Raw genomic sequence first — 24,587 nt, 5'->3', positions numbered from 1 at the left:
GCGAAATCCTCATGGGGTCTTGTTGGACAGACGGTCCTGATCCTGCTGCCTCAGGGCTTCCTGGGGCATCTTTGCCAGCACGTCGACGGGCACCAGGGCCGGCAGGTATTGCGGCGGCGAGACCGTCTCCCCCAAGGCGTCGTTGAACAGGGAGCGGTTGAAGTAATGCAGTTCCATGTCGCCCAGGCGTCCCTCGTCGAGTTTGTCCGCCAGCAACTGCTGCTGCGGGGTCAGGGTGACGCCCTTGAACTCGTCGAGGGCGTAGAAGTCCTTGCGGACAAGGATCTGCTTGAGCTCGGCCACCAGCGACTCCTGCACGCCGGGGTCCTGCGTGACAGTAGGCCGGGTGGTGAGGTTCTTCCTCATGCCTTCGCTGAGCAGGTTCCAGACCCTTCTGGCGGCGGAGGGCGTCGCCGAGAGACCTTGGCGGACGAGGCTGGCGGTGAAGGCGGGCCACTGGACGATATCGGACTTCTTGAGCGTGGAATCGGCGGCGTTGCCGCGTTCCCAGTCCGCCAGCAGGAGCAGTTGCCCCTCGACGACGATGTCCATGACCGGGTCGGTTCCGTAATACTTGTCCGGACTTTTTCCATCCGCGGTCGCCAGCGCCTTGGCCTGGATGCGCAGGACCGTGTGGTAGTTGCGGTCCATCAGCTTGCTCTGGAGGGTGTTGAGCCACGACAGCGGCATGATCACCTGGAACTTATAGGGCAGGATGGTGTAGTCCCTGCAGGTCCGTCGCAGCGTGAAGTTTTCCGATCCGTGGCTGGTGTAATCTTCGGAGATGTCGATCTTGACGATCTCCTTGACGCCGGCGTCGACGACGCCGGGCTTTTCGATGCCCCGAGCGCGGGCCGCGGCGGCGGCCTGCTCGTTGGTGGCCTTGATCGCCGCCAGGATATCGGAGGTGACCCAGTAGTTGAGCATGGCCTGATAGATCTGGTCGTTCTTGGGGCGGGTGGTGTCGGGCAGGTTCACGACATCCATGGCGCCCTCGTCGAAGTAGATCATGTTGCCCTCATCCATGGCGCGCTTCTTGAGGAGGGTCTTTCGGGCCTGTTCCTGGGGCGAGTCTTCCCGCGCCTGCGGCGCCTCGGGCGCATTAGCGCCGGGCTGGACTGCCGGTTGTGCGGCAGGGGGGGGGGCGAACTTGTCGCTTATGGCCCGCTGGGCGGTGATGATGGCTGCTTGCTTATCCAGTTCCGCCGCGTCCAGGGGGCGCACGGGGTTCATGCCCTTGCGCAGCTCGTGCAACTTGCTGCGGTACAGCTCGGCGAACTTGAACCACATGGCGTCATATTTGTCGGTGCTGGCGTCGATGGGCACCACCGGAATGCGGCGCAGTCCCTTGGCGCTGTTGAAGTCGAGCAGGAAGGGCTGATAGTTCCGCCCGTTCCAGAGGGTACACAGGGAGGCGGCTTTCTGCTGACTTTCGGCCCGCTCCAGCAGGCGTTGCCGCTTGGCGGCGATGATGGCGTCGTTGACGGGCTTGCCGCTGGCCTGGTCGATCTGGCGGGCGAGGCGCTGGCGTTCTTGCTTTCGCGTTTCGATCGTGTCATTGAGGCTGCTGTTGACCAGCGGCAGCGCTATGGCGGCCAACACCACCGCTGCGACCGTGCAGGCCAGGAAGAGATTTTCGCGCAGAAATCGCATGCGTCACCTTTCCCTATTTTTTCTGAGGCGTGGCGCTATCGGCGGCGGGGCGGACGTCCTTGAGTCCGTCGCCGGCCACCGCCAGCACCAGCGTCAGGGTGAAGTCGGTATCGAGGTTGGAGGGTTCGCCCGTCAGCGGGTCGGTTACCTTGGCGTCGCCGCGCGAAGCGAGGAACTCCCACGTCAGGCTGTCGAAGGCGATGCTGGAATAGCCTTTTTCGGTCAACAAGTCAGTGATGGCCCGGCGAAACGCGCTGAGCATCTCGATCGACCCGTTGCGGTCCAGCGGCGTCGAGGCCACGATCTTGATGGCGAATCCGCGGGGGATGTCGACCGGGGGGGCGGCTGCGCCGGCGGGTCCGCCGCTCTTGGGCGCCGGCGGAGGCGGCGGAACGGCCCCGCTTGCCGAGGCGGTGTTGGCCACGTACAAGGGCGAGATTTCCGAAACCACCATCACCCGCCGCTTGGCGCGGGGGATGTCGAGGAACTCCACCATCTTTTTCAGCGACGCGTGCGCCCGCGCCACACGCGCGTTGCCCGGTTGAATCGCCTTGACGGCTTCCAGACGCGCCCGCACGTCGGTGGCATTGAGGGCTTCCTTGAGGCTTTTGTCTACGCCGGCCGGCTCGGGCATCTCGTTCAGGGCGATCTTCTCGCGGTCGACGATCATGGCGTGGGCGGCGAAATCCTTCAGCTTCAACTGGTCGCTGGCGGCCTTGTCGGCGGCGATGGCGCGGGAGATCAGTTCCTCCGCGCGCGGCCAGAACTGGCGGTGGGCGAACAGGTCAAAATACTTGTCGATATTGCTGCTGGCCGACTCGAGCTCTTTGGTGACTTTGGCGTCTTCCCCCCGGAGCCTGTCGAGCCTCTGGGTGATCGACTTGGCGCGTTCAAAATGCTCGTTGGGACCCAGGGCCGAAAGATCGGCGTAGCTGCGATACAGCGGAAATACCAGCGCGGCGATGATCAGCGCCGCCGCGGCGGCGAACCACGGGCGCTTCTTGTTCCACAGGCGTTTGCGGGCGATCTCCTGGGGAAGCAGGTTGGTGCGGATCGGCGCCGCCGCCACGCCCTGCAGCGCCGCGCCGTAGGCGGGGGCGAAGGACAGGACGTTTTCGGTGAGCATCGGAACGCTGACGCCCCGCCCGGGCGTGGCGGCGTTGAACCCGTCCACCCGAACCACCGGAACGTTGAGGTTCTGCTCGAGGAACCGCTGCAGGCCCGGAAGGCGGAACCCGTTGCCCAGGCCCACCAACCGCTTGAACCGCGTCTCGCGGTGCAGCGAGGTGTAGTATCCGATGCTGCGCTGCACTTCCTGCACCAGGTCCGAAAACACCGGGCGCATCGACTGGAAGATCTGCCGCGCGTACTTGCTCGTGGCGGCGCTGCGCTTGAGCTTCTGGGCCTTGTCGAAGGAAAGCTTGAAGGCCTTGACCAGCGCTTCGGTGAAGTTGCTGCCGCCGATCTGGATCGTGCGCGTCCAGAGACGCGGGCCGTCGGCGATGACCAGGTCGGTCTTGGCCGTTCCCACGTCCATCAACAGCGTGGCGCCCTCGCTGGTGACCTGCTTGTCGTAGGTCATGAAGTTGAACAGCGCCAGCGGAACGGTCTGCACGATATCGACGGGAATTGCCGTCTCGTTGAAGTACGCCAGGATCTGCTCGATGTCGACGCGCTTCATGGCGAAGATGCCCACCTCGACGTCGGGCGAGTCGGGGTCCTGGAACGGCTGCCAGCGCCACAGCACTTCGTCCATCGGGAAGGGGATCTGCTGCTCGGCCTCGAACTTCACGATGTCCGGGATGCGCTTGGTTTCCACCGGCGGCAGCTTGACGAACCGCGTGAAGCTGCTCTGACCGGGCACGGTGATGGCCACGCTGCAGCCGACGAGCTTGTTGCGGGCGGCGAAGGTCTCCAACGCCGCGCGAATGAGCTCGTGCTCGCGCCCTTCCGAGTGCGACAGAACGGTCTCATGCTCGATGATGTCGACCGCGTCGATCGTCAGTTCGCCCTCGCGGTTGGTCAGCTTGAGGGCCTTGAGGGCACACTGGCCGATGTCGATGCCCCAGACGCTGTTTACTTTTGCCATGAGCGTTTCCTGGTTACGAAGGACCTAGTGTCTGTATCTTAGCTTGCCGCTCCGGCAGCCGCAATCGCTGTTGTATCTCAAACCGCGCGCTTTTCGCCCCCCGCTCAATGTATCAGTTTACGATTACATCGCTGGGATGCAAGGTAAACCAATACGATAGCGCCGCCATCAAGACCTTATCGATTATCTATCGGCCCAAAGCACCCATCCCGGACAGACGGAAAATCAGGACTGCTGCGCCGGGCGGTCGCGGAGGATTGTCCCAGCGTGGTCCGCACTTCCATCTGCCCTGCAGCCGCTCTCCGGCCGCATCCTTATAAGGATGCATCGCCAGTATACGCCCGGCCGGTACCGCCGTGCGATCGACCGCGTCTCGCCCAGGGTCTTGTTTCTCGTCGCGTGTTTTCCTGCTTCGGATTTGCGGTCTTTGCCCCTACAATGCCGCCGATGAGCGACTCTGAAGAAATGTTGAAAAAAGCCGCCGCCCAACTGCTGGCGATCGAGAACTTTCTGGGCGGGGCGTTCCTGCCCGCCAAGGCCAACCCGCTGCCCGCCCCCGCGGCGCGGCAAGTGGCCCAGACGCCCCGCCCCCAGGCGGCGCCGACCGGACCGGCCATGTCGCGAGACGAAAAGTCTGCTGCCCTCGAGGCCCTCTCCCAGCAGATCGCCGCCTGCCGCAAGTGCTCATTGGCCGCGGACCGCGCCAACCCCGTGCCCGGCGAAGGCAACCCCGACGCCCAACTCGTATTCGTCGGCGAGGCCCCCGGGGCCGACGAAGACCGCACCGGCCACCCCTTCGTCGGACGTGCCGGTGACTTGTTGACGAAGATGATCGCGGCGATGGGTCTGACGCGCCAGGACGTGTACATCTGCAACATGGTCAAGTGCCGCCCGCCCGAGAACCGCACGCCGACCCCGCAGGAAATACAGGCCTGCTGGGGGCACTTGGCCGCGCAGTTGCAGATCATCCGCCCGCGCGTGATCGTCACCCTGGGCAACCCCGCCACGCAGAACCTGCTGCAGACGACCGTGGGCATCACCCGCCTGCGCGGGCAGTGGCAGACGCTCGGCGACGCCATCCCCGCCCTGGCCGGTACGCCCGTCATGCCGACCTTCCACCCCGCCTATGTCCTGCGGAACTACAGCGAAGACACGCGTCGAAAAGTCTGGTCGGACCTTCAGGCCGTCATGGACCTGCTGGGCCTGCCCCGTCCCGTAGCGGGCTGACGGTCTGCGGCAGCAGTTTCTGGATGGGCGCCTTCTCGTTGCCGGTGGCATGCAGAAAACGCCGCACGATCAGGCGGTCGAGTTTCTCCTGCGAGGTCTGCGGCGGCGCAACGGAAATCTGCCCCCCGGCCATGCTGTGATGCCCGCCGCCGGTGCCCTTGCGGTGGACGATGTGGCGGATGACGACGTCGGCACGGCCGTCGGGGGCAATCGTGCGCAGACTCAGCAGCATGCGATTATCGTGATGTCCCCAGCACAGTGACCAGTCCGCCCGCTCGTGGCGAAGGAGCAGATCGGCCACTTCGGCGATCATGTCGACATTGTCTACCGACCCGAGATTGCTGTAGATGCAGTTGCCCGCCAGATTGGCCGCCGCCAGGGCGGTCACGAGCACGCGATAGTATTCCGTCGGTTCCTCGCCGCGTTGGATGGTGCCCAGGATGCGCTTGTTGGCCAGGGGGTACAGGTCGCCGTAAGCCAGCTTGTCGGCCGCCGTCGCCTCGCGCCCGAAATCCTGCGTATCGCTCTGGATACCGTACAGCAGCGCCGTCGCCAGCGGCGGCTCGGGCGTGAGGTTGGCCGCCTGGATATATTCCCACAGGATGGTCGAGGAGGCGCCGTAGCGGCTTCGAATGTCGAAGAACTGTGCCCGGCGCGTCTCGTCGTGGATGGGATGGTGGTCGATGACGATCTGGGGCACGATGCCCGCCGGCAGGGAGTTGTTGCCCAGGCCCGGTTGCGTGTCGACGGTGGCGATGACGTCGAAGCGGGAGGTCTCGATCTGCTCGATGGGGCGGACGTTGGCGTCGAGGTAGCGCACCAGGGCGCGGTTCTCGGCGCGTCCGACGCTGCCGCCGCTGGCCAGCGTGCATTGCACGCCGCCCAGATGGTGCGCGAGCTTGCGCAGCGCCATCGCCGCGGCCAGGGCGTCAGGGTCCGGGTTGTCCTGCAGGACGATCAGCAGCGAGGACTTGCCCGCCAGCAGGCTCCGCAGATCGGCCAGCTTCCGCAGTGTTTGGGTTGGGCGCATGGGATCAAGGAATAGTATCGCCCTTTGGTAGCTGCCGCTTTGGTTGTTTTTCGCAGGCGCAAGGGAATCGAGTTGCCAAAAACATCCAAAGCGGCTGCTGCCGCCGCACTCCGCAGGGGTCACTCCACAGGGGTCAACCGTTCGAAAGCTTCTGGGCTTCGCGCTGGGCCAGCTCGATACGCGCCTGGGCAAGACGCATGTAGTAGTTCTGCAGCTTGGCGGCGCCGGCGGCCGTGATCGAGTTCATCAGGTCGCCTTCGAGTTCGGCGATCTCGAGGCGGCTGTAATAGTCGAGCGTTTCCTTGAGGTGGGCCAGCACGATCTTGCCCGTCAGGATGGGGTGGTTGTTGGTGACGTTGGCGTCGGGGAATCGCGTTCCGTGTTCAAGCTCGACTTCCAGCCCGCGGCGGAAGTCCTCAGGGTCGATCCGCTCTTCGACGCGCAGTTCGCCCAGGATGGTCCGCGCTTCGTCGAGAGCGACCTTTCCGTCGGCGATGGCCGTCCAGTCGCGAATCTTCAACTGCCTGCAGACTCTCTGGACTTCCTGGTGCGTGATGTATTCCGGCAGATTCATGAGCGTCCTTTCGCTGACTGCAGTCCCGAAAACATTCCGAGTCATTCTAGCCGCCCCGCCGGCAAGGCGAAATCCAAAATCGCCCGGGCACCAGCAGCGCGACAACGCAGATCGTCTTTTTATCGGACATTTCGTTCACGCGAAATCCGTCAAAAGAGCGCAACCCGCCAGCGAAGACATACACGCGCCATCTTCTGGTGTCGTGGTCTCAGAAGTCCGGCCGCTTGGGACTGCCTCCGCCGCGCGTGCCGTCGTCGGCGGGGCTTTGGCCGTCCACCGCTGGAAGCACGCAGGGCGTGTCGCACTCCCCGCCGTCCCGCTTTCGGATGTTCAGTTTCGCCACCCGCAGGCCCGCCTGTCTCAGGTCATAAGCCTCGATCGACATCCATTCGCCGTTGGGGATCAATCCCGCGTCCACGCCCCCGGCGATGTTCAGACGGTCTCGGGCGAAAAAACGGCCATGCTGCTGGTGGTGACGGAAGCAGAAAGGCACCGGCGTCTTGAAATCGATCTGCGAGTTCGATATGCCGCCAAAGCCCATTCCGCCAAAAGTGCGTTTGCGGCCGGGGAAGTTCATGTGCAGGCTCGGTCCTTCCTGACCCCAGGCGCAGTTCCACCGCACGACAAAGGCGGGACCTCCGGGGTTTGGGGCGTCGAGCACGCCGACGATTTCGACCTCGGCGGGCATGGGCAGGGGTATGACAACGGCAGCGCGGGGCGCTCGCCCCGGTTTCTGCTCGCCAGGGCCTTGCACTTGGAGCCAACCGTTCTTGACCTGCCAGGTGCCGCTGACGGAGCCGTACCGTCGCGCAAATGACAGGACTTCTTCCGAATACAGATCCAGCCCCTTGCGCGACATCGCCTGGCGATACAGCGGCAGTTGCGCTTCCATTCGTTCCACCAGGGCGGCGGCAGAGGGAACGGCTTTGAGGCGCTGAGCCAGTTCGCGCTGGGCGGTGGTCAGTCCGGCGATGTCGCCTGCCAGCAGGGCCCGCCGTCTGGCCTGGTGAAGCGACTCGATCTGCCGGTTGTCGAAGCCGCCGGCGGCAAAGTGGTACGTGCGCATCTGGGTGATCTGCCGGCTGATGCCCATGGCAACGGTTCCGGCTTTGACCGAATGGCTGGCGGGTAAGGTTTCCACGCCCAGCGCGGCAGCTCCTGCATTGACCGCCTGATTCGATCGCGGGCCCGACCAGATCTCCAGCCCGTCGATCATTGCCCGCACAGAATCGTCCAACAGATCGATCGTCAGCGTATGCGGCTGTGTGACGTCCACCAGCAGGACGGCCATGGCCTTGGGATTTGATTTGCCCCCGTCGCTCTGGAACACGTCCACCGCGCCGTTGCATCGCAGGCGAAGCTCGACGTGTTCCTCTCCGGTCGCGACAAAAATGCCGAAGAACGCGTTTGCCCAAGCGGCGGGCCACCGCGGCCCGGGCCCGAAAGTCGCCTCATAGCGGCAGGGGGTTTGCAAGTGCAGCGGGACCTCTTCGCTGCAGACCTGACCGTAATCGGCCGACGCTACGGGATATGAGGAGAGGATGTCTTCAATCAGCATCGGCTGGAGTCGGTTTGCGGCAGGGGGGGCGGCGGTAGTGGCGAAGACCTTTTTGAGATGGTCGCCGATGGGCCCTGCCGGCAGGGCGTTCACGAAGCGGGCGGCCGCTTCAGGCCCCAGCTTCAGATAGGCTTTCATCGCAAGATCGTACATCATCAGGTCCGCGACTTCGGGATAGCTCAGGATCTCCGGCGCATATTGCGACCAGAGTTGCAGGGCGACGTTGACGTTCGTCTCCAGGTCGACTTGCAGTGCCCGCAGCACGCCGATCGCCCGCCAGGCATTGGCGTTCTGGGCTACTGCAATGGCTTTGAACAGCGACGCCCGCGCTTCGATGACAGCCGCCGCGCGAGGGTCTGTGCCCGGCGCGCGCCTGGCCAGAGGATTCACTCCTGCTGAGGTCACCTGTGGGGCTTGGGCCGAGGAGATACGTAACCTCATGCGCCACAGGATCGCCTCGGCCGGAAGCAGCCCGTATTGCACCCGTCCCCCCGGGTAGTCGCCCACCGGTCGGCTGACCCGTGACAGCGTCTCCTTGACCATGTCCTCGATCACGGCATTCTGGTTGGTCAGCAGGTAGTGGTAGAGGACGACCGGATCGCGGCAGCCGTCGGTGAGCAGTTGCTGGAAACTGGACCGGTCGTTCTTTGCGACCGCCTGCAGGCTCTGCAGCGCAGCCGCGTGCCATTTCTCTTCTTTCGCGTAAAGTTCGAACATGCCCAGCGTGTCGGGCCACGTCGTGAAACCTAGCAGGTACGGGCGGAAGTCGCCCTGGAGCTGTCGCTTTCCTTTCGTGGGGGACCACACGGTAAGCGTCGCCTCAGCAGCACCGTCGCAGATCAGACGTTCCAGCGTGCCGGCGGACGTGATGGGCTTGTCATCGACAGCGATGGCGATGTCTCCGCACGTCAGCCCCAGCGGGTCCGGCGCGGCCTTGCCGGTGGTAACGACTTGATCCGGCGCCAGCAGCACCCTCCAGACGGCCCCGCGGCGGGGAACCTTCAGGCTCTCCAGAAGCCATGTCGCCCGCTGGCGGGCCTCGACAGGTAAGGCGCTCTGCGCCAGAAAGGCTTTCAGCGATGCTTCTGCCGCTGCGCCTAAATCGGCAATCTGATCGTGTGCGGCTTGGCGCACCCGCCAGGAGGGAGCGCGCAGTTGCTGCACGAGTTCCTCTGCGGTCGGCCCGGCCGCTGCCGGGGAAACCGCCGCAATAAGAATTGCCAGTACTGCAAATGCGGGCGTGGTCTTCATGGATTGGCTTTCGTTCGTGCAGGCTGCAGAGGTTCGGGGAGCAAGTCGGTAAAATCGATGTATTCCAGCGGCGAGCATATCTGGTGGGACAGCCCGTCGCGCGGGGGGTGCGTCCATTGGCTGTCGCAGCGGAGGGGCGCTGCCCCCATCAGATCGCCCAGGCTCGAGCTGCGGGTGAAGTAGGGGCCCTGCGCGCGGCGTGAAAAGTCATCGTCCCCCGTGTCCTGCCAAGCCAGCATGTATCCCCATCTGGGATGATATGATAAGGCGGTCTGGCCCGAGCAGGCATTCTTGAGCGGGCGGGATATCCGATAGACGCCTTCGGCGTCGCATCGCATCAATTGAATGCGGGATTGGCAACCGGATCCGCGCGCCGCCGCCACCAACGCAAGCCCGTCCTCATCCGCCGACAGCGACAGCGCCGTCGCCAGGCGCTGGGGATATGACGCCAGCACGTCGGGAACGGGCCGAAGACTATGGAATTGATCGTCCAGCTCCCATCGCAAGACCTTGGTGAGCGGACCGAACATTATTGCCGCCAGCAGCTCAAAGCCGCCGCCGCGGCGCTGCATCAGGCGCAGGTCGCTTACCCAGAATGACTCCATCGCCGGCAGCGGCAGTTGGGCCTTCTCCTGCCAGGCCAGCCCCTCTGGCGACGTGGCGATGCAGATCTTCCACAGACCTGCGTCTCCGCGCTGCTGGCCGCGCGCCGCGAACCAGGCCATCGCCATGCCGCCACGATGGCCAGCGCATACATCGTATGTGCCGATGGTCTGGTCCACCATCATCGCCGGGCGCGACCAGTGAAGCCCGTCACGTGACCAGCAGGCGTACGGCCTGGGGCGATGCTGCCCTTCGCGATCCGACAGGAACGTCAACATCAGCCGCCCGCTGTCGTCGCGGAAGCAACGTGGATCGCTCTCGGTCCAGGCCGTCGAGATGGGCAAGGGCAGCCGGGCCGGAGGCGAAAAGCGTTCGCCGTCGCCGCTGGTGGACATCCACAGATCGCCCTGGCAGTGCCAAACGATGCGTAGCGCCGAGGCATCGGCCTGGATCGCCGGTGCGTCCTGGGCACGGATCGGCGAGCCCACTTCGGCAGGATAGTCGCCGCCGACGCGCACGCCGCGCGACCAGTTCTTCCACGGCCCGGACCTGTCCCAGTCCAGCGCCACGGCTACCGGCGTCACCTGTCCTTGCGTGACGACGGCTTGAATCTGCTGGGGCGCCAGCACGCCATCTTGGCGAAACGTCAGCGTGTGCCGGCCGCAAGCGAGCAGGTCGACCCGCCCCGGGCCCCGCCGACCGACCTCGCCGTCTACATATACTGTGAATCGGTCGGTTGTGCTGCACTGCACGTCCAACGTCCCGTGGGGGCCGATGTTCTCGATTCGCGCCTTGAGCCGGTACTTCTGCAGAAAGAGGAACTCGGCCGTGGATTGGCCGGGGATATTCTCCGGGTAGACTCCCAGGCTGAAGTGCAGAATCCCGCGACGGGGGAGATTGTCGACCGTGACGCCGGCGCCGATGGCCTCTTGCAGTGGCACGTACGACGATTGACCGGCATCGAAGGGATACTCGCTGTGTACGCCCAGGTGTACGCGGGCCTGCTTACGGCTATAGCGCTCGTCCACGATGGGGTACACCGTCAGGCTGCGGATAAGCTGGCCGTTCTGGGGGAGCATCGTGACCCACAATTGGTTGCCCACATTAAAAAATCGATAGGAACCCTGTTCGCCGCGCCTGATCGGGGCCAGGCTCATGTTCCGCGGCCACTGGCAGATCATCTCGTCCTTGCCCGGGTCGAACTGGACGATGTGTCTCCGCGGGTACTGGGGCTGTTCCAGGCGCCGCGGCGGCACGAGCGGCGCCAGCAGCATCAACGGCGGGGAAAGCACGTTCCGCCCTGTCTGACCGTAGTGCAGGTTCGCCTCCGACAGCGCCAGCCGGTACGCCGTCCGGTCGGCGCCGTGGTCGTACTCGTCCCAGTTCTGCAGCCGGCGGAGCTGCTGGATAGCGCCGGCCGCGCCACGGGCGGCCGCCGCGCTGTCTCCCGTCAGCGACCGGGCCTGGGCGATGCGCACCCGCAGCCAGATGTCGGCCTCGATGGGGCCGTCGGAATCGAGTTCGTTAAAGATCAGCACCTTGGGGAATCGCTTCTGGAAGTCTTCGTACAGGGCGATCATCTCGCGCGGGGGCGTGCCGAGCTTCTCGTACGTGTGCAGATACTCGCGCATCGCGTCTCCGGCGCGCGGGTGGCCGCGGCCGTGGTAAAAGAACTCGTCGTACGCCCGGCGAGCGTGATCGTAGCGGTCCATGAAGTAGTACATCCGGGCGATCCAGTACCGCGCCTCGATGTACGAACCGTCGTTGCGAAGCGCCTGGCGGAACTTCAGCCACGCCTCGGCGTATTGCCCCAGGTCGTACAGATGCACGCCCTCGTAGAGGGTGGCGCTGGCTTGGAGGTTGCGGCACCAGAGGGGCAGGTGCGGCAGAATCTGTTCCGCCGGCGCGCCGGAGAAGAAACTCAACAACTCGGCCGAAAGGCTCTTCTGCAGGCCCAGCACTTCCTTGGCCGGCCCCGAAACGGTCTTGCGGGCCATCTCCCGGCGGTCGGCCACATTAATGACCTGCGCGACGATCTCGATCTTCTGGCCTTCGATGCTGTAGGTTCCTGTCACCAGCCACTCCAGCTTCAGCCGGGCGTTGATGGCGGACATTGCCTGCCTGTCCCGCGTGGCCATCTCCGGCGCCCACTTGAGGCGGCTGGCCACCAACTGCATTTCGTCGCGGGCGATGACGTTGATCCGGCGGCTCTGGCAAAAGTCGGTGGCGATCTGGTCGGCCAGGCCCTTTTCCAGCCACTGCCACTGCTGGGGCCCCTGTTTCATCTGGAAATTAAACACTGCCACATTCTGCGGGGCCCCTTGGGCGGCCGATACTGCCCACAGCAGCATCATGCAGCCAAGGACGCTGGGCACAGATCGTTCAGTCACGCGCCGGAGCATCGTCTACCATACCTTCCGTTGGGGCTGGCTCGAAGGAGTGTCGGGCTCTGCTGTGGGCATTTTCACCGGGGCATCGATCGGCGTGTCCTTGGGCAACGCCCGGATCTTGAGATTGCCGATGCGGATGGGTTTACCTGCGGGACTAGCGGTATAGATTTGGACATGTCTGCCGCTGCGAACCTGCCGCCGGAGGATCAGGTCAGGCTTGCTGCCAAAGCGGATGAAGGCCGCCAGTTGGTCTGCCTTGATCCGGATACAGAAAGGCAGCGGGGTTGAGAAATCCACTTTCGCGAGGCGACGATTCTTGCCCGGCAGAAGTATGACACTGCCCGCGTCGGGATGAAAAGCCAGAGCCTGGTTGTTGTCGGCGAATGTGCTTTGGGGGCTGAGATATAGATAAGACCCTGCGCCTGCGTCTTGGGCGTCAATAACGCCTGTTATTTCAATGTCGTCGGGCCCCGGCGTTTTGAACAAAGCGAAATGTTGCTTGTCCCGAGGGTCGGGCTGTGGAACGATCCAGATCCCATCAGCTTTCCACTTGCCTGTAAGCAGGCGGTGCGTTGACTCCAGGGTGCGCTCGCCAGTGATGCTCAGCCCATCCCCCATGATCTTGCGGAAAAGCTCCATGTCCGAAGCGTATCCTTGACGGACTGGATCAAAGGCCGGGAACGGGCGCATCATCGCGTCCAGTTTGGCCAGCGCCGCCTCGGCTTGCTCCACCTCACCTCTGCGAATGGCCTCCTCGTGCGCCAGCGCCAGCCGCTCAAGAGCTGAATTGTCGACCGGCCGGTCTATATAGCGGTAGAAGCGAAGGTTCCGCGCTGAGCCCGAACAGTAGGAGCCCTGAAGCACAAGTTGGAATTGCCCTTGTTGGGGCCAATCTGCGGCCGGACAAGTCCATACCCGTTGCCCGTTAAGATTCACCTGCAGGCGCCGGGGCATCAGGTCGATGCTGACTTTCAGCCATTCCTTGCGATTACGAATCAGTGGAATGGTGGCGTTGTACCGGCCGCCGCTGGCGGTGGTTAAGATCTCCATCGCGCCGGACCTGAGCAGTCTCAGCAGGATTGCGTTCCTGCCTTGGCTGGCCCTGATGCACAGCGCGCTGGCGTCGGGCTCCCCCGGAGCCGGAAACATCTCGGGCCGGAACTCCCATTCAACGCGCCGGGGGACGCCGAAAAACTCAAGGAAGAAACCATCGATGGGCTTTTCAATAGCGTTGCAGCGATGGATGAGGGGATCGGCCACTGCCATCATTGGATACATCGGCGGGGCGCTACCGGGTTCCAGACGGTCGTAATCAACCGGTATATTAATCCGTCCCGCAAACATATCTCCTAACGGTGCAAAAGGCTTGGCGGCAGTAAAAGGCCCTTCTCCCGCGGCCAGACAGAGGACCGCGGCACCCAGGGCATCCTCAGTCTGGCGAGGCAGCGCAAGCAGATCGCCGATATTTGTCTGCCAGAACTCACGGATCTGCTGAGGCGGTCCCCCAAGCAGCATGTTGGATTGAAGCTGCAGCAGTATCGCCCGGCCAAGCCAAGCGTCGGCCTCCGATGCCGCTTTAAGCTGTTCTGACAGGGCCGTCTGCACCTGCTGCCTCGGCTGGCTGTCCATTCGGCATAGCAGGATCTGTTTCTGCAACTGAAACGTTCCGTATCCCCCCGGATATTTATCATGGAATTGGGCGGGCAGGGCGGCGATGACCTTGGCTGCCTCGTCCATCATCCAGCAGTTCCAAAGTTCTTCCAGCCACGCCGCCGCCACGAGGGGATCACGGCAGCCTTCTTTCCATGCCTTCTGGTAGACAGCAATGCGCGGGGCGCCTGGCTTCGCCCCCCCGGCCAGAACTGCGGCTACATCGCCAGACCATGATCCCTGATGACCGTACCGGGTGTAGAAGTAATGATGGTCAGGCCAAGGCTTCAGCAGGTGCAGCACCTGTGGAATCTCCACCTTGGCCAGGACCCCAATATCCTTGCCTTTGCGCCAGCCGGACAGGGTGCCGTCTTCGTCAAACTTCGTGATAATATCACCATTCTGCAATTCGCCTTCGGGCGAAGGATTTTTGCCGTTTCGGTACACACTGCCCGTAGCCGGCAGTTCGCCGAAATCTGCCAGAAAGGTCAGTCGACGCCTTGCCTGAGGCGGCAACTGCTTGTTCTCAAGAGCTTGTGTGATGGCGCTCCGGGCAGACGGAAGCGTAAACAGTAACGCTTCGTACGCCATATGCCGCTGCGCAGGGGGACCTTGGCAGAGCATCCCGACCAGTTCTTTTTCACTGCCCCATCGCAAAGGTTGCTGAGCGTGGATTATCCCGGTGATGAAAATTGACACCGCAACGGCACAAATCAGACGGTTCATCTACCACTCTCCTTTTTGCCAAACAAGGGCTCGACGCTCTTTCCCATCATCAAATACACCCCCGAGTGCTCGGCGGGGAACTGAATCCCGTTTTCGGACTTCCAGGCGATGAGGTGGCCCCAACGCGGGTGATACCCCATTCCAGAAGCCCATCCCGCCATTCCGTGCTGGGGTGCCGACGCAGCCCAACCAGTGTCACCGTGACGGAAAAGCTGGATGAACGAGCGTTCCTTCGTCGTAGTGGTGCGGCTGAACAGGACCAACGGCCCTTGAGCCGTTGTGACGGCCGTCAGCGAAGCCATGCCAGTTTTGGAGTGTTTGGCCAACTCCACCGGCCCCGTCCACTCGCGGAGGTTTTTGCTGCGATAGCAGATAATCTCCGTCTGGCCCGTCTCCCAGTTCTTGGCTTCGGAAGGGTTATAGAGCTGCGAAACGTACAACTCATAACTTGGGCCGTGCTCGACCAGGCTGACCGCCTGCGGCTCGCCTTTGATGGGCAAACGGCAGAGCACGTTCCATTGATAGCTGTCGCGCGACTCCATGATGGTGATCTCGTCGGGTCCGCAGTCGGTCCAGATGAACATTCCGCGGTGGTCCTGCATCAGGTGGAAGACCTGGACCGTCCGATCGACAACCATGGACGGCCGGGACCAGTGAACGCCGTCGCGAGACCAGCAGGCATACGGGCGCTGCTGGTGCTGGCCTTGGCGGTCGGACAGGAAGATCAACACAAATCTACCGGTCTCGTCGCGAAGGCACTGTGGGCGCATTTCCATCCAGCCCGTGGAGACCGGCAAGGGCAGCATTGCCGGCCGCGAGAAGTTCTTGCCGTCGCTGCTCTGAGACATCCAGAGGTCACCCAGATACGACCAGACAACACGAATCGCGTGGGCGTCCGCCTGTATGGACGGCGCGTCGTCGGTCACGATAGGTGTGGCCACCACGGGCGGATAATCCCGACCGATCAGGGTACCGGATTTCCATTGTGCCCACGGTGAGCCCGGGGCCCAGTCCAGCGAGACGTGTACTGTGGTGGTCTTGCCGGCCTGCACGTCGACTGGTATCTTGAGCGGCTGATGCATTGCGTTGGGCAGAACGGTCAGCTCATGCCGGCCCGGCGGCACCAGCCCGATTAGCCCCGGCCCGTTGCGTCCGGCGAGCCCGTCGACCAGCACGCGGAAAACTTCAGCCGTGTCGGCCTGGATATCGATGCTTCCGTGTACTCCGACATCTTCAAATTCCGCCTCGACCCGCACGCCGCTGCAGGTCCAGTGCGGGTCTCGCTGGCGATCCGCCGGAAGCACCCAGTAATGAACGTGAAAAATGCCGCTGCGGGGAACATTCTCAAAGACCAGGCCCCTCCGCATGGCCGATGTGAGCTTCCTCGTATGGACGGTGCCACTGTCGCCGAAATAATGCTTGTGAAGGCATGCGCCCATCTGGCCTTCGCTACCCTCCAGCAATGGCCGCAGCGTGATCTTCGTGAAGACTTTGCCATCGGGCGCCAGCAGGAAGTGCCAGAAATACGCGTCGTAATAGTAGCCATCGGCGCATTCGAGGCGAGATTCTCTCTTGGGCTTGTAGTACAGGGTCGTTTCAGTCTGGCCGGGCTCAAAGCGGATCGTACAGGTTGTCCCCCGGTAGTTATAATGTTCCTCCAGCCCTTGGGGCACCAGGACCTTACCCGTCTGAAGATTGTGACGGTAGGCACTGTCGGTGCCAATCAGGAAAGACATGGCGTCGGCTCTGGAGCGAAAGCGATTTCCCCCGCGAAGTTCGCCGCAGGCCTGTGAGGCCAGCGCGACGGCGGCGGCGAAATTACCTCGCTTGCTGAGGATCATCGCTGAGCGGGTCTTGAGCCACGCCGACAGCGGGACGGCGCCATCGATGAGCAATTCGTTGTAGACGGCCACCTTGCCGAACCGCTCGATGAACCAGGCGTGGCGGTCCAGCATCGCCTGCGGCGTTACCGCGGCGCTCTTCTCGCAGGCGTGGAGGTATTCCTTGATGGCGTCGCCCAGGCGCGGATGGCCGGCGGCTTCATAGACGAAGCCCTCGTAGGCGCGCTGGGCGTGCTCGTAGCGCTCCATGAAGTAATACATTCTCGCTACCCAGTACCGCGCTTCCATATACGAGGGATCGTTATGGAAAGCCTGTCGAAACATCAGCCAAGCCTCGGGGTACTGTCCTTGATCAAAAAGGTGCAGGCCCTCGTAGAGCAGTTTGCCCGCTTCGACGCTGCGGCACCAGACGGGCAGGTGCGGCAAAATTTCCGAAGCCGGCACGCCTGAAAACCAGCCCAGCAGAGCCGCGGAAATGTCCTTCTGGAGTCTGAGCACGTCCTTCGCCGGGCCGGAGAAGGTCTTGCGCATCAGCTCGCGCCGGCCGCCGACATCCAGCACCTGCACGATGATCTCGATCTGTCCGCCCCGTTCACTGTAGACGCCGGTGACGAGGCGGTCGATCTTGAGGGCCTTGCGGATGACATCCATCGCATGTTGGTCCCGCCCGGCCAGTTCCGGAGCCCACTTGACCTTGGCGGCGACCAGTTGCATCTCATCGCGCGCGATAACGGTCAGTTGGCGGCTGCGGGTGAAGTCGGTGGTGATCTGATCCGCCAGTCCTTTCGCCAGCCACTGCCACTGCTGGGGGCCTTCCTTCATTTGAAAGTTGAAGACCGCCACGTTGAGCGGAGCCCCTCGCGCCGCCACAGACGCCAGCAGCATCACCATCATGCCTGCAAATCCAGGCCACCCGGTCTTCATTTACCTGCCCTCGCCGGTGGCTGGACGGGTGGTCGGCCCGAGGCGCGGGACGCCGGAAGCGGCGGCGCGCTTGTTGGCAGCCGCCAGCAGCTCGCGCACGGCCGGGGCTTGTGGGGCGTCTGGCCAGCGCTTGAGGAACTCCTGCCACTCAATAACTGCGGCGGCATCCTCGCGCAGGCGGCTGTAGCTCAGGCCGGCCCAGTAGTAGGCCTCGACGAAGTCCGGGTCCAGGTCGATGGTCCGCATGAGCTGCATGATCGCCGAGTCGAGGTTGCCGGAGTAGAAGTCGCCCAAGGCCTTGCAGAAATGCAGCGACGCGATGGGAGACTTGTCGACGTGGGACAAATCGATCGCCGGCAGCGGCAGCGAAAGCTGCTTGGCCAGGCGCAAGGCCATCTGAAGGCTCGCCTCGGGCAGGTCCGAGGGGCGGCAGGCGATCTGGTCGGCCGCCAGCACGCGGTCTGTGGCGATATGGATCAACTGCGCGCTGACTGTGAGCTTCGTGTCGACCAGGAACACGCGTCCGACCAGCACGCAATCAGCGGCCAACAGCTTGCCGGCCGCAACGGCATAAGTCTTGCCGCTGAGGCCTCTCAACATAAGGACCTGTTCCTTGGCCAGGACATCGAGGCGCTGCCGCTCGACGACCACGATATGCTCCTGCTGGGCCAGCAGCACACCGATCAGGTCTGCCAGGCCTGCGGCGGCGGGGTCATATTGTTCCTGAGCGGTTTCGTTGGTAAACGGCGCGGCAAAGACGGTATGGCGCGGGGCCGCCTTGGGGTCTGGGGCGCTGGCGGCATTGCCGGCAGGCCGGGTCGCGGCGGCTTGTCCCCAGGCACAAGGGGCCAGGGCCAGTACAGCAAAGCAGATCGATATTCTCATTGCATTCTCCATCCCATCTCTATGGGGTCGTGCCATGAGACAGGCTTTCAAGAAGACGCTGCTGAGGGAAGAAGAATTTTGTTTTTTTATTATTTTCCGATTCGCGCGGCAGCATCGGCGGCGACTCCATCGGGCGCCGGAACGCCTAAGATACCAAGAGGTTTCTATGGATGCCAAAGAACGCTGCCGCCGAGGCTCCAGACCGCAGGGCCGGGCCCTTGTCGCCGCCGTGGTGGCTTTGACCTTAGCGGCGAGTTGCTCCGGCCGCCAGGCACCGCCCCAGGCCCCGCCGGCGGTGCCGGTCAGCGTCGCCAAGGTCGTCGTGGCCGACACGCCTGTGGAGGCTCGCAATATTGGCACGGTCACGGCGTACTCGTCGGTGGTGATCCGCTCGCAGATCGCCGGGCCGATCGTGCAAGTGGATGTCGACGAGGGGGTGCTGGTGGGCAAGGGGCAGCTTTTGTTCGTGATCGACCCGCGCCCGGCGCAGGCGGCGCTGGCCCAGGCGAAGGCGGCGTTGGCCAGAGACACCGGTCGGCTCGAGTTCGCCCGGCGAGAGTTGCAGCGAGTTGAAAATGCCGCCGAAGGCGGCGCCGCCTCCCCCAACGAACTCGACACCGCCAGAGTGCTGGCGCGCACCGCCGCCGCCACGGTGGCCGTCGACAAGGCCGCCGTCGAAGCGGCGGAGCTTCAACTGGCCTACAGCTATATCCACGCCCCCATCGAGGGTGTCGCTGGCGAGCTGACGACCAAGACCGGCAATGTCGTGCGGGCCAACGAGACGGCATTGCTGACGCTCAATCAGATCCACCCGATTTACGTGAACTTCACGCTGGCGCAGCGCTATCTCGACGACGTGCGTCGCTTTCAGCGTCTGCGCGGGCCTCTGCCGCTGGAGGCGTACGTGGGCGGGCGCGACCACGTGCCATCGCGGGGGGCGCTGACCTTCATCAACAACGCCGTGGATGTCGCCACCGGAACCATCCTGCTCAAGGGGACCTTCGCCAACGACGACAACCGCCTCTGGCCGGGGCAGTTTGTCGAAGTGGCGCTGACGCTGACGACCCAGACCGGCGCGGTGCTGATTCCCTCGCATGCGGTCCAGACCTCCCAGCGCGGCACGTTCGTCTTCGTCATCGACAACGATCTCAAGGCCCACATGCAACTCGTCGAGGTTGACCGAACCCAAGGGGAGCAAAGCGTCATCGCCAGGGGCCTCTCCGGAGGCCAGACCGTTGTCGTTGACGGGCAACTGCGCCTGGAGGAGGGCGCTGCGGTGCAGATCAGGCCCATGATAATGCCCGATGAAGCGGCCACACGACCGGCGACGGCGCCCGCGGCAAGTGGCCCGGGAGCGTCGCAATGACGATTCCCGAGCTATGCATCCGCCGACCGGTGATGACCACGCTGCTGATGGGCGGTCTTTTGATGGTGGGCGTGATGGGCTATCGCCAACTGCCCGTCAGCGACCTGCCCAACGTGGACATCCCGACGATCCTGGTCAGTGCTACCTTTCCCGGCGCCAGCCCGAGCACGATGGCCGCGGCGGTGGCCACGCCGCTGGAGCGCCAGTTCAGCACCATCGCGGGGCTGTCGTCCATGTCGTCGTCCAGCCAACTGGGCAGCACGCAGATCACGCTGCAATTCGACCTCGACCGCGATATCGACGCCGCGGCCCAGGACGTGCAGGCGGCGATTTCGCAGGCGGCGGCCCAGCTTCCCCCCGATCTGCCCAACCCGCCGGCGTATCGCAAGGTCAACCCCGCCGACCAGCCGATTCTCTACCTGGCCTTGACCAGTCCGACCCTGCCGATGTACGCGCTGGACGAGTACGGTCAAACCCTGATGGGCCAGCAGATTTCCACCCTTCCCGGGGTCGCGCAGGTGCTGGTGTTCGGGTCGCAGAAGTACGCCGTTCGCGTCCGGGTTGACCCGCCGGCGCTGGCGGCGATGGACCTGGCGATCGAGGATGTCGTCCAGGCCGTCCGGAGCGGTAACGTGACCTTGCCCACCGGCGTTCTGTATGGTCCGCACAAGGCCTTTACTATCGAGGCCAGCGGGCAGCTCAACGACGCCCAGGCGTACCGCCCCCTCGTGGTCGCCTATCGCGGCGGTGCGCCGGTTCGCCTGCAGGACGTCGCCGACGTTTTCGACAGCGTCGAGAACGACAAGACCGCCGCCTGGTATTGCAGCCCCTCCAGCGGGCAGCAGCGGTCGGTCATCCTGGCCGTCCAGCGCCAACCGGGCACCAATACCGTCGCGGTGGCCGACGCGGTCCGCAACCTGCTGCCGACCTTCGAGAAGCAACTGCCCCGGGCGGTTTCTCTGCACATGCTCTACGACCGCTCCGAGAGCATCCGCGTCTCTGCCGACGAGGTCCAGGTCACCCTCGTGCTGGTGCTGGTGCTGGTGGTGCTGGTGATCTTCCTGTTCCTGCGGAGCATCGCCGCGACGCTCGTGGCCAGCACCGCCCTGCCGGCCTCGATCATCGGCACGTTCGCGGCGATGTATCTGCTGGACTACAGCCTGGACAACCTCTCGCTGATGGCCATCACGCTGTCGGTGGGTTTCGTGGTCGACGACGCCATCGTGGTGCTGGAGAACATCGTCCGGCACATGGAGATGGGCAAACCGCGCCTGCAGGCGGCGCTGGAGGGCTCGCGCGAAATCGGGTTCACCATCATCTCGATGACCCTCTCGCTGGCGGCGGTGTTCCTTCCGGTGCTGTTCATGGGCGGCATCGTCGGGCGGTTGTTCCGCGAGTTCGGAGTCGTCATCGCGGTGGCGGTGCTGATCTCGGGCATGGTTTCGCTGACGCTGACGCCGATGTTGTGCAGCCGTTTCCTGCGCCCGCCCCAAAGCGGGCGCAGGAACCGCCTCTATGCGTGGATCGAGCGGGTCTTCGACCGGATGGCCGCGTTCTACGGCTGGACGCTGCGCCCGGTGCTGCGACACAAGGCTGCGACGGTGCTGGTGTCGCTGGCGGTGCTGGCCGGCACATTCTGGCTGTTCGCGGCGCTGCCCAAGGGGTTCCTGCCCAGCGAAGACCGCTCGCAGATCTTCTGCTACGTCCAGGCCGGCGAGGGTATTTCGTACCAGTCCATGTTCGCCCACCAGCAGGCGGTCAACGCCGAGATCCTGCGCAACCCCAACGTCGAGTCGTTCATGTCCAGCGCGGGCGGGCGCGGCGGGTTCGGGGCGCTCAACACGGGCTTCATCTTCATTCGCCTCACGCCCATCGATCAGCGCGAGCAGTCGGCCGACGAGATCGTGCAGGTGTTCCGCCGGTCGCTGTCGACGATCCCGGGCGTGGAAGTGTTTCCGCAGAACCCGCCGATCATTTCCGTCGGAGGCCAGCTCACCAAGAGCCAGTACCAGTACACCCTCCAGAGCCCCGACACCAGTGAACTGTACCGCTACGCCCAGCAACTCGAGGCGCGGCTGAGCGTTCATCCGGGTTTTCGCGACGTCACCAGCGACCTGCAGATCAAGAACCCCCAGGTCAACGTGCAGATCGACCGCGACAAGGCGCGCGTCTACGGCGTCAACGCCCAGCAGATCGAAACCGCCCTGTTCAACGCCTACGCCTCGCGCCAGATCTCCACCATCCTGGCTCCCAACAACCAGTACCAGGTCGTCATCGAGGCGCAGATCCCGTTCCAGCAGAACCCCGACGCGCTGCGATGGATCTACATCCGCTCTGACAACGGGCAACTGGTGCCCCTGACGGCCGTGACGACGGTCACCGAGGGGGCCGGGCCGCTGACGATCAACCACCTGGGACAGTTGCCTTCGGTGACGATCTCATTCAACCTTCCCGCCGGGGCCGCCCTGGGTCCGGCCGTGGCAGTGGTGCAGGAGCTTTCGGCTGATCTTCCCGCCACGGTGACCACCAGCTTCCAGGGCACCGCCCAGGCGTTCCAGGCCTCGCAGTCGGGCATGCTGCTGCAGGTGCTGATGGCGGTGCTGGTGATCTACATCGTCCTGGGCGTGCTGTATGAGAGTTTCGTCCACCCCGTCACGATCCTGACGGCCCTGCCGTTTGCGGGCTTTGGCGCTTTGGCGGCCCTGATGCTGACCGGGACGGAGCTGTCGCTGTACGCCTTCGTGGGGATCATCATGCTGGTCGGGCTGGTCAAGAAGAACGGGATCATGATGATCGACTTCGCGGTCGAGGCCCAGCGCAGCGAAGGCAAGAGCCCCCGCGACGCGATCTACGACGCGTGCCTGATCCGCTTTCGCCCGATCATGATGACGACCATCTCGACGCTGGCGGCGGGCATCCCCGTTGCTCTGGGCACCGGCGTCGGGGCTGACAGCCGCCGCCCGCTGGGTATCGCCGTCGTCGGCGGACTGATCTTCAGCCAGACGCTGACCCTCTACGTCACGCCGGTATTCTACCTGCTCTTCGAACGCCTGCGAAACTTTCGCCGCAGGAAGGACGAAATTGACCACAGAGGCTCAGAGCAAAACGAGACGAATGAAAATTAGCGGCGGACCTTGCCCCGCGATCGCCGGGGAAACAACCGCCCGGGGCAAGCCCCGCCGCTACCAATTACTCACCACTCACCACTATCCTCTATCCGGAAGGTCGTACTCGGCCTGCATGTAGGGGTAGTCGGCGTCGTGGACGGTCAGGGGGACGGGGTTGGCCACGCGGCCGCAGGGGCGGCGGTTGGCGCCTTCGACTTTGCACGCCGCGTCGCCGATGTCGTCGCGGCAGTGGTCGATGTGCTTCATCAGCTCGCGCACGACCTCGGGCTTGCTGTCATACAGGTTGACAGTCTCGCCCACGTCCTTTTCCATATCAAAAAGCTCGCGCACTTCCTTGTCCTGGCGGCGGACGTGCAGTTTGTATCGGCCGCTGCGGACGGCGAAGAGCGTGTCGACGTGGTGGTAGAAGAACGCATCGTGCGGGCTGCGGGCGCCGGTTTGGCCCAGCATCAGCGGGCGGATGTCCGAGCCGTCGATGATCCGGTCATCGGGCGCTTTCGTGCCGGCAAGGCCCGCGAAGGTCGGCAGGAAGTCCATCGACAGCGCCATCTCGCTGCACGTGCGGCCGGCGGGGATCACGCCCGGCCAGCGCATGATGCACGGCACGCGCAGACCGCCGTCGTACGTCGTGCCCTTGTGCCCGGCCAGCGGGGCGTTGCTGCCGCCGTCCTTGCCGCGCGAGCCGTTGTCGGAGGTGAAGATCACCAGCGTGTTGTTCTCGAGGCCGAGCTTGCGCAGTTCGTAGAGCAGCACAGCCGTGCTCCAGTCGACCGCCTCGACGCACGCGCCGTAGCGTCCGTTCTGCGAGGCGTCGACGAATCGCTGCGGGGCGTACAGCGGCAGGTGAACCTGCATGTGCGCCAGGTACAGGAAGAAGGGCTTCTCGCGATTGTCGCGGATGAAACCGACCGCCCGCTCGGTGTATCGCTCGATGAGGTTGGGCTGATCGGGCTGGGCCTGGATGACTTCTTCGTCGCGCATCAGCGGCAGGGGCGGCCACTTGTTGTCCCAGCCTTTCTGCCAGCCCATGTCGTTGCTGTAGGGGATGCCGAAGTACGAGTCGAACCCGTGCCGCGTGGGCAGGAACTCTTTCTGGTCGCCGCAGTGCCACTTGCCGATGTGGTACGTCGCGTAGCCCTGCCGCCGCAGCAGCGTGGCCATCGTGATCTCGGACGGGTTGAGCCCGACGCCCTGGCCGGGGAACAGCACCCACGCCCCGTCGAACGTGCCAAACCCGATCCGCCGCGGGTAGCAGCCCGTCATCATCGCCCCGCGCGAGGGCGAGCAGACGGGGCTGGCCATGTAGAAGTCGGTGAACCGCACGCCGGCGGCTGCCATCGAATCCAGCACCGGCGTGCGATTGACGCGCGACCCATAACAACTCAAGTCGCCATAGCCCAGGTCGTCGCAGTTGATCAGAATAATGTTCGGTCGATCTGTGGGATTGCGCATGGGCGCATTCTGACGAAGCGGCGAAATGGAGTCAATGCCGAGCTTTGTTGCCGGGTGCCATGGCGGCCGTTGTCCAGGCGCCATGTCCCTGATGATCCTGGCGCAAAGCATGGCGGCTAGAGCAAGTCACGAACACATCTAGCGCCCTCTGAAGAAGTTGTGTATGCTTGGGTCAAGCATGGAGGCTTGAAATGAAAGCATACTCAATGGATTTACGTAAGCGTGTGTTGGCAATGTGCG

The 24,587-nt window shown here is 64.0% G+C and carries 13 protein-coding genes; 3 read left to right on the top strand and 10 right to left on the bottom strand.

Annotation, left to right across the window (positions count from 1 at the left end; genetic code table 11):
• Positions 1-9 precede the first annotated feature (9 nt).
• A complete protein-coding gene (locus tag ABFD92_01835; GenBank protein ID MEN6503256.1) occupies positions 10-1,653 on the bottom strand; it encodes a hypothetical protein in 1,644 nt (547 codons plus the stop codon).
• Positions 1,654-1,666: 13 nt separating this feature from the next.
• Entirely contained in the window at positions 1,667-3,742 is a 2,076-nt protein-coding gene (pilM, locus tag ABFD92_01830) for a type IV pilus assembly protein PilM (protein MEN6503255.1), read from the bottom strand.
• A gap of 447 nt (positions 3,743-4,189) precedes the next feature.
• On the opposite strand from pilM, the gene ABFD92_01825 reads away from it, so the two are divergent.
• On the top strand, positions 4,190-4,969 hold the full coding sequence (locus ABFD92_01825) for a uracil-DNA glycosylase (protein MEN6503254.1): 780 nt from the start codon (positions 4,190-4,192) through the stop codon (positions 4,967-4,969).
• Here ABFD92_01825 and ABFD92_01820 read toward each other — a convergent pair.
• The 7 genes from ABFD92_01820 to ABFD92_01790 form a co-directional block, all read right to left on the bottom strand.
• The gene (locus tag ABFD92_01820; protein MEN6503253.1) at positions 4,929-5,999 is read right to left on the bottom strand and encodes a DHH family phosphoesterase; all 1,071 of its coding nucleotides are present in this window, start codon (positions 5,997-5,999) and stop codon (positions 4,929-4,931) included. The two genes, ABFD92_01825 and ABFD92_01820, sit on opposite strands and share 41 nt — an antisense overlap.
• 133 nt (positions 6,000-6,132) lie before the next feature.
• Positions 6,133-6,573: a DUF5661 family protein gene (locus tag ABFD92_01815; GenBank protein ID MEN6503252.1), complete on the bottom strand. Its 441-nt coding sequence runs from the start codon at positions 6,571-6,573 to the stop codon at positions 6,133-6,135.
• A gap of 208 nt (positions 6,574-6,781) precedes the next feature.
• Positions 6,782-9,382, bottom strand: coding sequence for a hypothetical protein (locus ABFD92_01810; GenBank protein ID MEN6503251.1), 2,601 nt, complete (start codon positions 9,380-9,382; stop codon positions 6,782-6,784).
• Entirely contained in the window at positions 9,379-12,375 is a 2,997-nt protein-coding gene (locus tag ABFD92_01805) for a hypothetical protein (protein ID MEN6503250.1), read from the bottom strand. The genes ABFD92_01810 and ABFD92_01805 overlap by 4 nt, the downstream gene beginning before the upstream one ends.
• Positions 12,376-12,390: 15 nt before the next feature.
• Positions 12,391-14,751, bottom strand: a complete 2,361-nt coding sequence (locus ABFD92_01800; protein MEN6503249.1) for a hypothetical protein — start codon at positions 14,749-14,751, stop codon at positions 12,391-12,393.
• Positions 14,748-17,486: a hypothetical protein gene (locus ABFD92_01795; protein ID MEN6503248.1), complete on the bottom strand. Its 2,739-nt coding sequence runs from the start codon at positions 17,484-17,486 to the stop codon at positions 14,748-14,750. The genes ABFD92_01800 and ABFD92_01795 overlap by 4 nt, the downstream gene beginning before the upstream one ends.
• 30 nt (positions 17,487-17,516) lie before the next feature.
• On the bottom strand, positions 17,517-18,401 hold the full coding sequence (locus ABFD92_01790) for a CsgG/HfaB family protein (GenBank protein ID MEN6503247.1): 885 nt from the start codon (positions 18,399-18,401) through the stop codon (positions 17,517-17,519).
• 166 nt (positions 18,402-18,567) lie between these two features.
• Between ABFD92_01790 and ABFD92_01785 the strand changes: the two genes are divergently transcribed.
• Both ABFD92_01785 and ABFD92_01780 read left to right on the top strand, forming a co-directional pair.
• Positions 18,568-19,767 carry an efflux RND transporter periplasmic adaptor subunit gene (locus ABFD92_01785; GenBank protein MEN6503246.1) on the top strand — a complete coding sequence of 400 codons (1,200 nt, stop codon included), beginning with the start codon at positions 18,568-18,570 and terminating at the stop codon, positions 19,765-19,767.
• The gene (locus ABFD92_01780) at positions 19,764-22,892 is read left to right on the top strand and encodes an efflux RND transporter permease subunit (GenBank protein MEN6503245.1); all 3,129 of its coding nucleotides are present in this window, start codon (positions 19,764-19,766) and stop codon (positions 22,890-22,892) included. The genes ABFD92_01785 and ABFD92_01780 overlap by 4 nt, the downstream gene beginning before the upstream one ends.
• Before the next feature lie 81 nt (positions 22,893-22,973).
• On the opposite strand, the gene ABFD92_01775 is transcribed toward ABFD92_01780, so the two are convergent.
• Positions 22,974-24,347, bottom strand: a complete 1,374-nt coding sequence (locus ABFD92_01775) for a sulfatase (GenBank protein ID MEN6503244.1) — start codon at positions 24,345-24,347, stop codon at positions 22,974-22,976.
• Between the last annotated feature and the right edge of the window lie 240 nt (positions 24,348-24,587).

The sequence above is a fragment of the Planctomycetaceae bacterium genome, from assembly GCA_039680605.1.
Classification (GTDB): domain Bacteria; phylum Planctomycetota; class Phycisphaerae; order SM23-33; family SM23-33; genus JAJFUU01.
This window is presented reverse-complemented; position numbering and strand designations above follow the sequence as displayed.